We start from the raw sequence: 9,247 nt of genomic DNA on the forward strand, positions 1-9,247 counted from the left end.
GGGCCGACTCACCAAGCGGATGCGGCGGAGGCCTGCCTTGCGGAGGAGCGTGGTGAAGGTTCGGGTGAGGTTGGCCGGGTCGATCGGTCTGCCCTGAGGGGTGGTGAACACGTACGCGCTCTGCTGCCACTCGGCGCCCGCAGTGTTCCGTTCCTGCTGCTGCTGTTCGCGGTGGTGTTTCAGCGACTGGAGGCAGCGGGCGGGGAGTGCGATGCGACGCTCGGAGGCCCGGGTCTTGGTGGGCAGCGTGGTGAGGCCGCCTGCGTTGGTGCGCTGCAGCGTCCGGCGGATCGAGGCGGTGCCCGCGTTGAGGTTGAGGTCTTCCCAGCGGAGGCCGAGGAGCTCACCCTTGCGTAGGCCAGTGTGGAGGGCGAGTTCGTACAGTGCGTGCAGACGGGTGCCCTTGACGGCGGCGAGAAACCGGTGGGCTTCGTCGGCGGTGAGTGGTTCGAAGTGGCGGGGGCGGTGTGTACCGGTGCGGACGTTCCGGGCCACGTTACGGGGGATCTCCTCTTCTCGGACGGCGTGCTCCAGGGCGGACTTGAGGACGGAATGGATGTACGCGAGCGTCAGCGGGGAGAGACGCTTGGAGCAGCACACTCCGGTGGCGCAGCATCGGGGCTGATCGCGGCCGACGTCGATGCCGCGTGCGCAGCACTGGCAGGTGGTACGGAGCTCGTTGAGCCAGGTGCGGACGTCCTTGGCGGTGAGCTTGGCGAGCTTCTTCTTGCCGAGACCGGGGATGAGGTAGCGGTCGACGCAGACGGCGTATCGGGTGTGGGTGGTCTCGCGGAGGTGGTGGACGGCGACGTTCTCCAGCCAGTACGTCAGGTACGCGGCCAGGCCGCCCTGCGCCATCGACAAAGCCCGCTCCGCCGCCCTTCGTGGTGCTGATCGTCCGCGGCGGTCAGATGGTGAAGAGGCGGAGTTTGACGCCGATGGAGTCGGCGAGGTGGGTCAGGTCGTCGGGGTCGCTGGTGACCACGGCGGCCTGGTGCTGGACGGCGGTGGTGACGACGAGCGCGTCGATCACGTCCGAGGTTCCCGAGGCGCCGCAGGCGATGCCGGCGGCACGGCCGGTGCGCTGGTCGTCGGGGAGAACGTCGCAGCCCTTGAGCACCCTGGAGATTTGGTGCTGCGGCCCGCCTCTCCAGGCTTGGGCGAGCACGACGACGGGCACGATGGGGCGGATGTGCGCAGCGGTCAGCTCGTCGTGCAGGGCGAGGAAGTCCGGGTTGCGGCGCTCGGCGGCCAGAAGCGCGCCAGTGTCGTAGACGATCGTGCGCACTACCCGACCGCCGACCACGGCTCGTCGTCCAGCAACCCGGCCTCCATGAGGAACTGGCGGGCGCGACGCCTCGACTCCTCGGGCAGCTTCCCGTACTCGCTCTCGTACTCCGCCACCAGCTCGCGCGCGGCGGCGCGACCCTGGGCGTGCAGGGCAGCGATCTGAGCCTTCTCGACAGCGGCCTCGGCCAGCCAGGCAGACACCGGTTTGCCCTCTTCGGCGGCTGCGGCCTTGATCGTTTCCTCGACCTCGGGCGGCACCGAGATCGACAGCTTCCGTGCGGTCATGCATCCACGGTAGCGCACGGTAGGAAGGCGTTCCTACCGGTTCTGCGGAGCCGGTTCTTCGCCAGGCGTGCGAGGTCCTCGATCGATCTCGGTGCGAGGTTGGCCAGGGATTTCTTCAGGTGGCCCAGATTCCTTCGACGGCGTTGAGGTCGGGTGTGTAGGGCGGGAGCCGGACGATGGTGAGCCAGTCGCTGTTGCGGTCGCAGAACTTCCTTAGCGCCTTGGAGGGGGGTGGGTGGTGGCGCTGTTCCACACCAGGATCAGCAGGGCCCTGCTGAGCTGCCGACAGGCAGTGGTCCGCAGGTTCACGAACTCCCGTGCACCTAAGCCCTTCTTCTCGCCTGTCCGGCCGCCGTAGAGCCACAGATCCACCTGCTGGCCGCGATGAGCGGCAGGGCCGGGTGGGCGCGAGGAGCTGGCGGCGAGCCCGCCGCCGGGTCTCACCGTCGTACGGGCCCTCGCGCCGCTGACCGTCACAGGCGACCGCGCCCTGCTGGGCCACCTGGTCCGGAACCTGCTGGCCAACGCGGTACGTCACAACCGCGCGGGCGGCCGGCTCGCGCTGGGCACCTCCGCCGACGGGGTGCTGACGGTGTCCAATACCGGCCCGGTGATAGAGCCGGGGGACGTTCCGCGGCTGCTGGAGCCGTTCCGGAGGAGCGCGGAGCGGCAGCACACGCGGGGTGAGGGAGCGGGGCTGGGTCTGGGGCTGTCGATCGTGGCGTCGATCGCGCGGGCGCACAGCGCGAAGCTGATCGCCGAGGCCAATCCGGGGCCGGAGGGCGGGCTGACGATCCGGGTCCGCTTTCCCGTGTGATCGACACCCTGGAGTTGAGCCTGCCATGAGACCGAAGATCGCCTGTGTACGGTCGGATGAATGAGCAAGCACGCCCGGGGCCGCTCCCGCAGGCCCACGACCCTCGCCCTCGCCGCGACCCTCGGCCTGTTGACCTTCGCGGCGGGCTGGGCGTCCGCCCTCTACGACACACCCCGCGCGCGGCCCGCGCAGGCCAGGGCCGACGACCGCCCGGTGCCCGCGGCCCGCGCCCTCGACCACGCCGGCGCCCAGAACCACGCCGGCGCCCAGAACCACGCCAGCGCCCAGAACCACGCTGACGCCCAGGACTCGGCCGGCGAGTGGTACGCCCAGGACCATCCCGACGCCCAGGGCCCGGCTGGCCAGTGGAACGCCCCGGACCGCGCCGACGCCCAGGGCCCGGCTGGCCAGTGGAACGCCCCGGACCGCGCCGACGCCCAGGGCCCGGCTGGCCAGTGGAACGCCCCGGACCGCGCCGACGCCCAGGGCCCGGCTGGCCAGTGGAACGCTCCGGACCGCGCCGACGCCCAGGGCCCGCCCGGCCAGTGGAACGCTCCGGAGCCCGTCGACCCCTGGGACCCAGCCGGCCCGTGGTCCGCCCCGGAGCCCGTCGACCCCTGGGACCCAGCCGGCCCGTGGTCCGCCCCGGAGCCCGTCGACCCCCAGGACCCGGCCGGTCCCTGGTACGCCCCGGACCAGGCCCCGGGGGACCAGGCCCCGGACCCGGCCGCGGCCCCGGATCCGGACCACGCCGGCCGTGGCCGTGGCCGCGGCCGGGACGCCCTGCACGGCCTGACCGGCATCAGCGGCGCGACCCGGGCCAGGATCCCCGCGGATTCCCGCCAGCTCATCCTCGTCACCGGCAAGGCCGAGAATTCCTCAGAGTCCACCGCCACCCTGTACACCCGCCCCGACCCGGGCGCCGACTGGACCCCCGCCGCGAGCTGGCCGGCCCGCAACGGCGCCAAGGGCTGGTCCCCGCCCGAGTACCGCGAGTACGGGGACCTCACCTCCCCCGAAGGCGTCTACTCCCTCACCGACGCGGGCGGCCTCCTCCCGAAGCCGCTCGGCACGAAGCTCCCGTACGACCGGGACCGCGCCTTCGTGGCGACGGGTGAGGGCGTCAACGGCGAGTCCCTGGCAGGCTCCTTCGACTACGTCGTGGCGATCGACTTCAACCGCCGGCGCGGTGTGTCACCCCTCGATCCGGCCAAGCCGGAGGGGGAGCGCAAGGGCGGCAACATCTGGCTCCACGTGGACCACGACGGCCCCTCCCAGGGCTGCGTCGGCATCCCGAAGGAGGCGATGAAGAAGATCCTGGAAACCCTGGACCCGGCGGCGAAGCCGGTCATCGCGATGGGCCCGACCGGCTTCTGACGACCGGGGCCGCGGGTCCAAGGGCTCAGCCGGCACGACCGGGGCCGCGGTTCCAAGGGCCCAGTCGGCAAGGGCTCAGCCGGCAAGGGCCCAGTCCGCAAGGCTCAGTCAGCCCTGACCCCCATGCGCGGGTCGACCGGCGTGAGCACTCCGAGCCGGTCCTCGATCGCCTGGGCCGCGGCCAGGCACAAGTCTTCCCGGAACGCGCGCCCGGCGATCTGCACTCCGGTCGGCAGTCCGTCCGTCACTCCGGTCGGTACGGCCACGGCGGGCACCCCCACGAAGCTGGTGACGGTGCACAGGCGCATCGCCGAGCCGACCCGGTCCCGTCCTGCCCTGTCGCGTGACTCCAACCCCGGCTCGACCGGCGGTTCGGTGAACACCGGGCCCAGCAACAGCGGGTACTCGTCGAGGAATTCCGCCCATGAGCGGCGGATGTTCATCCAGGTGCCCATGAGCCTCATGAACTCGGCCGCGCTCGCGGGCGGGGTCTGCTCCATGGTCATCGCGATGTAGCGGTCCCCGCCGTCCCCGAGCAGCCCGCGCACCACCGGCCAGGTCGGGGCGAACTCGGTTACGGTGATCCGTCCGTACGCCTCGAGCGCCTCGTCGAGCCTCGGAACGTCCCGCACCTCCCGCACGTCGTACCCGGCGTCACGCAGTGCCGCGGCCGCGGTCTCGACGGCTGCGCGCACCGTGGGATGGACGCCGTGCCCGCCGGGGTCCGCGACGACCGCGACCTTCACCGGCCCGGGGAGCGGCTGGCCGTAAACGGGCACCGGTACGGCCCGTGGGTCTCGCGGATCGGTCCCCGCCAGCACCTCGTAGGCCAGCCGCAGGTCGCCCACGTTCCGTGCCAGCGGGCCGTCGGTGACCAGTGTCTGGGATGCCGGTCCGGGGTCGTCCGGGCCCAGCATGCGCTGGTCTGCGGGAAAACGTCCGCTGGTCGGCTTCAGCCCGGCCACGCCGCAGAACTGGGCGGGAACGCGCACCGATCCGCCGGAGTCGTTGCCGAGCCCGAGCGCCGCCATGCCCGTGGCGACGGCCACGCCGTCGCCCCCGCTGGAGCCGCCCGGGGTCCGGCTGCGGTCCCACGGGTTGACCGTGTCGCCGTACAGCTCGCTGCGCGTGTGCATTCCCGCCAGGATCAAGGTGGGCATGTTGCTGTGCCCGATGGGGATGGCTCCGGCCGCGCGCAGTCGCGCCACCGGGATGGCGTCGGCCGCCGCCACCAGATCGCGGAACCGCGGCGTGCCGAACGTGGTCGGCACGCCTTCGACGGCGGTGCTCTCCTTCACCGTGAACGGCACGCCCGCGAGCGGCCCCAGCACTTCACCGGCGGCCCGCCGCCGGTCCGTCCGCGCGGCGGCCTCGCGTGCGCGCTCCGCCAGCAGCTGGGTGACCGCGTTCACCTGCGGGTTGACTTCGGCGATGCGCTCCAAGTGGCTGTCGATCAGCTCGACGGCCGAGATGTCCGCGCTGCGCACCGCCTTTGCCTGCGCGGCGGCCGACATCCTCCACAGGGCGTCCTGCATGGCGCGTGGTCCTTCCCGTAATTTCCCGTTCACATTCCGATGCAACTGCATCGGAACTGTAGCCCGGCAACCGATACGGGCGCATCGAATAAAGTGTGCTGCGAAACAGAGCACGGTGGAGCCAGGGAGGCGACGGGCATGCCCAGACAGGTGGATCACGCGGGTCGGCGCCGCCTCATCGCCGAGGCCGTCTGTCACCTCGCCGACGAACGGGGACTTGAGGGCGTGACCCTGCGCGATGTCGCCGCCCGCGCGCAGGTGTCGATGGGCGCCGTTCAGCGGTGCTTCCGCACCAAGGAGGAAATGCTCGTCTTCGCCCTCGGGCACATCGGCGAGCGGATCGGCGAGCGTGTACGGGCCCGCCTCGTCAGCAGCCCGGCCCAGTCGGCCGGCACGGCCCTGGGGCACGCGGCCACCGAACTCTCGCTGCTCCGGGAGGAGCACCGCGCCGAGGCCAGGGTCTGGCTCGCCTTCGTCGCGCAGGCGGCCGTCAGTGAGGCGCTCGCCAGGACGCTGAAGGCGAACTACGCAGCCCTGCAGGAGGCGTTCACCGGTCTCATCGCTGAAGCCGCCGAGAGCGCCGGCCTCGCGATGCCCCTCGATCCGCGACGCGAGGCCCGCACCCTCCTCGCCCTCGCGGACGGCCTCACCGCGCACGTCCTCATCGGCCACCTCACTCCGCAAGCGGCGCAGGACGTCCTCCACGCCCACTTGGCCCGCCTCTGGGAACAGCCGGCCTAGACCGGCGCCGAACGACCCCTTGCCTGACGGTGCGTCAGCTACGACGATGGCCCCCTGCGCCGATATGACGAATCGGCAGACGAAGGCGAGGCGGGGACGGCATGGCGCGCGTGTTTCCGGAAGGCCGGCTGGTGTACGGGATGCAGCTCCCGATCCAGTCGCAGAGCACCATCTACGCCGAGCCCTGGGAGGCATCGGCCACCGCCGTCGATCTGGCCGAGGTGGCGCGGGCCGCCGACCGGGCCGGGTTCGGGTACGTGGCCACCTGCGACCACGTGGCCGTCCCGCGGCGGCTCGCCGGGCCGATGAGCACCGTCTGGTACGACCCGGTGGCCACCCTGTCCTTCCTGGCCGGCGTCACTGAGCGGGTCCGGCTGCTGAGCCACGTCGCCGTCGTCGGCCTGCGCCACCCCCTGATCACCGCCAAGCAGTACGCCACTCTCGACCACCTCTCCGGCGGCCGCCTGATCCTCGGGGTCGGCGCCGGGCACGTCCAGGAGGAGTTCGAGGTCCTCGGCGTCGACTTCGAGCGCCGCGGGGCCGTGCTCGACGAGACCCTGGACGCCCTGCGCGCCGCCCTCGGGCCGGAGGAGTACCCGGAGTTCGAGGGTCGGCTGTTCTCCTTCAAGGACCTCGGGCAGCTGCCCCGCCCCGCCCAGGCGCGCATTCCCGTCTGGGTCGGCGGCTCCTCGCCCGCCGCCGTACGCCGGGCCGCCGTACGCGGTGACGGCTGGCTCCCGCAGGGCGACCCGCGCGACAGGCTCCCGGCGCAGATCGCCCGTATCAGGGAACTCCGGGAGGCGGCCGGGGTGGCCGGCCCCATCGAGATCGGCGCGATCACCGAGGCGCTCTACGTCGGCGAGCCCGGCTGGGACACCGGCCGGCGCGCCCTCACCGGCAAGGCGGAGGCGCTCGCCGAGTCCCTCCGGGAGTACAGGGTGCTGGGTGTGGACCAGATCCAGGTCCGCTTCCGCAGTCGCGACCGCGCCGAACTGACCGACCAGATCACCGCTTTCGGGGCCGAGGTGGCCCCCCTCCTCAACGACTAGACGACTCCGAATCCGACTCCGAATCCGACTCGGACTCCAACCCGGACTCCGACTCCGACTCACACTCAGACGACTAGGGGCATTCGCATGGGCAAGCTGGACGGGCGCGTCGTCATCATCACCGGTGCGGCGCGCGGTCAGGGCGAGCAGGAGGCCCGCCTCTTCGCCGCCGAGGGCGCCAAAGTGCTGCTGGGCGACGTACTGGACGAGCAGGGCGCCGCCGTCGCCAAGGAGATCGGGGAGGAACGCGCCCGGTACGTACGGATGGACGTGAGCCGCGAGGAGGACTGGGCGGCCGCCGTCGCGGCGGCGAAGGAGGCCTTCGGGCCGATCGACGGCCTGGTCAACAATGCCGGCATCCTCCGCTTCAACGAGCTGGTCAGCACCCCGCTGGAGGAGTTCCAGCAGGTGGTCCAGGTCAACCAGGTCGGTGCCTTCCTCGGGATCAAGGCCGTCGCCCCCGAGATCGAGGCCGCGGGCGGCGGCACCATCGTCAACACCTCCTCGTACACGGGGCTCACGGGCATGGCGTACGTCGGCTCGTACGCCGCGACCAAGGCGGCGGTCGTCGGCCTGACCCGGGTGGCCGCGCTGGAGCTGGCCGCCAAGAACATCCGGGTCAACGCCATGTGCCCGGGCGCCGTGGACACCCCGATGGCGAACCCGGGCCTGCTGGATCCGGCGGGCCTGACCGACGAGGCCAAGGACGCCATGGCCGAGCTGTACAAGCGCGTGGTCCCGATGGGCCGGGTCGGGCAGCCGGAGGAGGTCGCCAGGCTCGCCCTCTTCCTGACCAGCGAGGACTCCTCGTACATCACCGGGCAGCCGTTCGTCATCGACGGCGGCTGGATGGCGGGCGTCAGCATCCTCTAGGGCCCATGGCGGCCGGCTCCGGCAGCGGTTTCTGATGGAGCGTCAGCTATTGACGGTGCCGCCGCGCGATGGAACAGTCGAACTCATCAAATCTGACGACACGTCAGAAACTTAAGGACGGTGAACCCCTTGGAATTCGGGCTCTTCGTGCAGGGATACGTGCCTGAGGCGCGGTCCAAGGTCGACCCCGAGGCAGAGCACAAGGCGCTGATCGAGGAGACCGAGTACGTCATCCAGGCCGACAAGTCCGGCTTCAAGTACGCCTGGGCCTCCGAGCACCACTTCCTGGAGGAGTACTCGCACCTGTCGGCGAACGAGGTGTTCCTCGGATACCTCGCCCACGCCACCGAGCGCATCCACCTCGGCTCCGGGATCTTCAACCCGCTCGCCCCGGTGAACCACCCGGTCAAGGTGGCGGAGAAGGTCGCCATGCTCGACCACCTCTCCAAGGGGCGCTTCGAGTTCGGCACCGGGCGCGGCGCGGGCAGCCACGAGATCCTCGGCTTCCTTCCCGGCATCGAGGACATGAACGGCACCAAGGAGATCTGGGAAGAGACCATCGCCGAGTTCCCCAAGATGTTCCTTCAGGAGGAATATGAGGGGTTCCAGGGCAAGCACTGGTCGCTGCCGCCGCGCAAGATCTTCCCCAAGCCGTACGGCAAGGCCCACCCGGCCATGTGGTACGCCGCCGGGTCGCCGTCCTCGTACGCCATGGCCGCGAAGAAGGGCCTCGGCGTCCTCGGCTTCAGCGTGCAGAAGGTCTCGGACATGGCCTGGGTCCTGGAGCAGTACAAGACCGCGATCCAGGAGGCGAAGGCGATCGGCGCCTTCGTCAACGACAACGTCATGGTCACCTCGACCGCGATATGCGCGGAGACCCACGACAAGGCGGTGGAGATCGCGGTCAACGCGAACATGAACCGCTTCCAGTCGCTGGTCTTCCGCTACCACGACACCTTCCCGCGGCCCGAGGCGATCCCGGAGTGGCCGGAGACGCTGCCGGACTACAACGCGGAGATCATCGAGCTGCTGATCGCCGAGGAACTGCTGATCTGCGGTGACCCGTCCGAGGTGCGGGCGCAGTGCAAGCGCTGGGAGCAGGCCGGCGCCGACCAGCTCTCCTTCGGTCTGCCGACCGGGGTGTCGTACGAGGACACGATGACCACCATCAAGCTGATCGGCGAGCACGTGATCCCGGAGATCGACACGGACCCGGTGCACCGCACCACACGCTTCCGCCAGGGCGCCTAGTGCCGTGACCGGCAAGGTTCACCGGGTCG

The 9,247-nt window shown here is 71.1% G+C and carries 11 protein-coding genes; 6 read left to right on the forward strand and 5 right to left on the reverse strand.

The window, feature by feature from the left end; all coding sequences use genetic code 11:
* From xerC to J7I97_RS27215, 4 genes are all read right to left on the reverse strand, one after another.
* On the reverse strand, window positions 1-858 hold an 858-nt coding region (gene xerC / locus J7I97_RS27200), incomplete at its 3' end, for a tyrosine recombinase XerC (RefSeq protein WP_251059221.1).
* A 49-nt stretch (window positions 859-907) separates the two neighbouring features.
* The gene (locus tag J7I97_RS27205) at window positions 908-1,288 is read right to left on the reverse strand and encodes a PIN domain-containing protein (protein ID WP_214939689.1); all 381 of its coding nucleotides are present in this window, start codon (window positions 1,286-1,288) and stop codon (window positions 908-910) included.
* Window positions 1,288-1,575 (reverse strand): DUF1778 domain-containing protein, encoded by a 288-nt coding sequence (locus J7I97_RS27210; protein WP_214939692.1) that lies wholly within the window; start codon window positions 1,573-1,575, stop codon window positions 1,288-1,290. Before J7I97_RS27210 ends, J7I97_RS27205 begins: the two co-directional genes overlap by 1 nt.
* Before the next feature lie 115 nt (window positions 1,576-1,690).
* Window positions 1,691-1,828, reverse strand: coding sequence for a transposase (locus J7I97_RS27215; RefSeq protein ID WP_214939694.1), 138 nt, complete (start codon window positions 1,826-1,828; stop codon window positions 1,691-1,693).
* A 237-nt stretch (window positions 1,829-2,065) separates the two neighbouring features.
* Here J7I97_RS27215 and J7I97_RS27220 point away from each other — a divergent pair, with 237 nt between their 5' ends.
* Together J7I97_RS27220 and J7I97_RS39665 are read left to right on the forward strand one after the other, a co-directional pair.
* Window positions 2,066-2,392, forward strand: a complete 327-nt coding sequence (locus tag J7I97_RS27220; protein WP_285441011.1) for an ATP-binding protein — start codon at window positions 2,066-2,068, stop codon at window positions 2,390-2,392.
* A gap of 60 nt (window positions 2,393-2,452) precedes the next feature.
* Entirely contained in the window at window positions 2,453-3,769 is a 1,317-nt protein-coding gene (locus J7I97_RS39665; protein ID WP_285443907.1) for a hypothetical protein, read from the forward strand.
* Window positions 3,770-3,873: 104 nt separating this feature from the next.
* On the opposite strand, the gene J7I97_RS27230 is transcribed toward J7I97_RS39665, so the two are convergent.
* Window positions 3,874-5,304, reverse strand: a complete 1,431-nt coding sequence (locus tag J7I97_RS27230; protein WP_214939697.1) for an amidase — start codon at window positions 5,302-5,304, stop codon at window positions 3,874-3,876.
* Window positions 5,305-5,442: 138 nt separating this feature from the next.
* Here J7I97_RS27230 and J7I97_RS27235 point away from each other — a divergent pair, with 138 nt between their 5' ends.
* The 4 genes from J7I97_RS27235 (at window position 5,443) to J7I97_RS27250 (ending at window position 9,218) form a co-directional block, all read left to right on the forward strand.
* Window positions 5,443-6,045: a TetR/AcrR family transcriptional regulator gene (locus tag J7I97_RS27235; RefSeq protein ID WP_214939700.1), complete on the forward strand. Its 603-nt coding sequence runs from the start codon at window positions 5,443-5,445 to the stop codon at window positions 6,043-6,045.
* A gap of 101 nt (window positions 6,046-6,146) precedes the next feature.
* Entirely contained in the window at window positions 6,147-7,094 is a 948-nt protein-coding gene (locus J7I97_RS27240; protein ID WP_214939703.1) for an LLM class F420-dependent oxidoreductase, read from the forward strand.
* A gap of 87 nt (window positions 7,095-7,181) precedes the next feature.
* Window positions 7,182-7,967 carry an SDR family NAD(P)-dependent oxidoreductase gene (locus J7I97_RS27245; protein ID WP_214939705.1) on the forward strand — a complete coding sequence of 262 codons (786 nt, stop codon included), beginning with the start codon at window positions 7,182-7,184 and terminating at the stop codon, window positions 7,965-7,967.
* Window positions 7,968-8,096: 129 nt separating this feature from the next.
* A complete protein-coding gene (locus J7I97_RS27250; protein ID WP_214939803.1) occupies window positions 8,097-9,218 on the forward strand; it encodes an LLM class flavin-dependent oxidoreductase in 1,122 nt (373 codons plus the stop codon).
* Window positions 9,219-9,247 lie beyond the last annotated feature (29 nt).

Source organism: Streptomyces sp. ISL-87 (assembly GCF_018614095.1).
In the GTDB taxonomy this organism is placed as follows: domain Bacteria; phylum Actinomycetota; class Actinomycetes; order Streptomycetales; family Streptomycetaceae; genus Streptomyces.

Bases quoted from the DNA above. Each gene is read 5' to 3' on its own strand.
- J7I97_RS27210 (WP_214939692.1), bottom strand. From the start codon at position 1,575: ATGACCGCACGGAAGCTGTCGATCTCGGTGCCGCCCGAGGTCGAGGAA.
- J7I97_RS39665 (WP_285443907.1), top strand. From the start codon at position 2,453: ATGAGCAAGCACGCCCGGGGCCGCTCCCGCAGGCCCACGACCCTCGCC.
- J7I97_RS27230 (WP_214939697.1), bottom strand. From the start codon at position 5,304: ATGCAGGACGCCCTGTGGAGGATGTCGGCCGCCGCGCAGGCAAAGGCG.
- J7I97_RS27235 (WP_214939700.1), top strand. From the start codon at position 5,443: ATGCCCAGACAGGTGGATCACGCGGGTCGGCGCCGCCTCATCGCCGAG.
- J7I97_RS27240 (WP_214939703.1), top strand. From the start codon at position 6,147: ATGGCGCGCGTGTTTCCGGAAGGCCGGCTGGTGTACGGGATGCAGCTC.
- J7I97_RS27245 (WP_214939705.1), top strand. From the start codon at position 7,182: ATGGGCAAGCTGGACGGGCGCGTCGTCATCATCACCGGTGCGGCGCGC.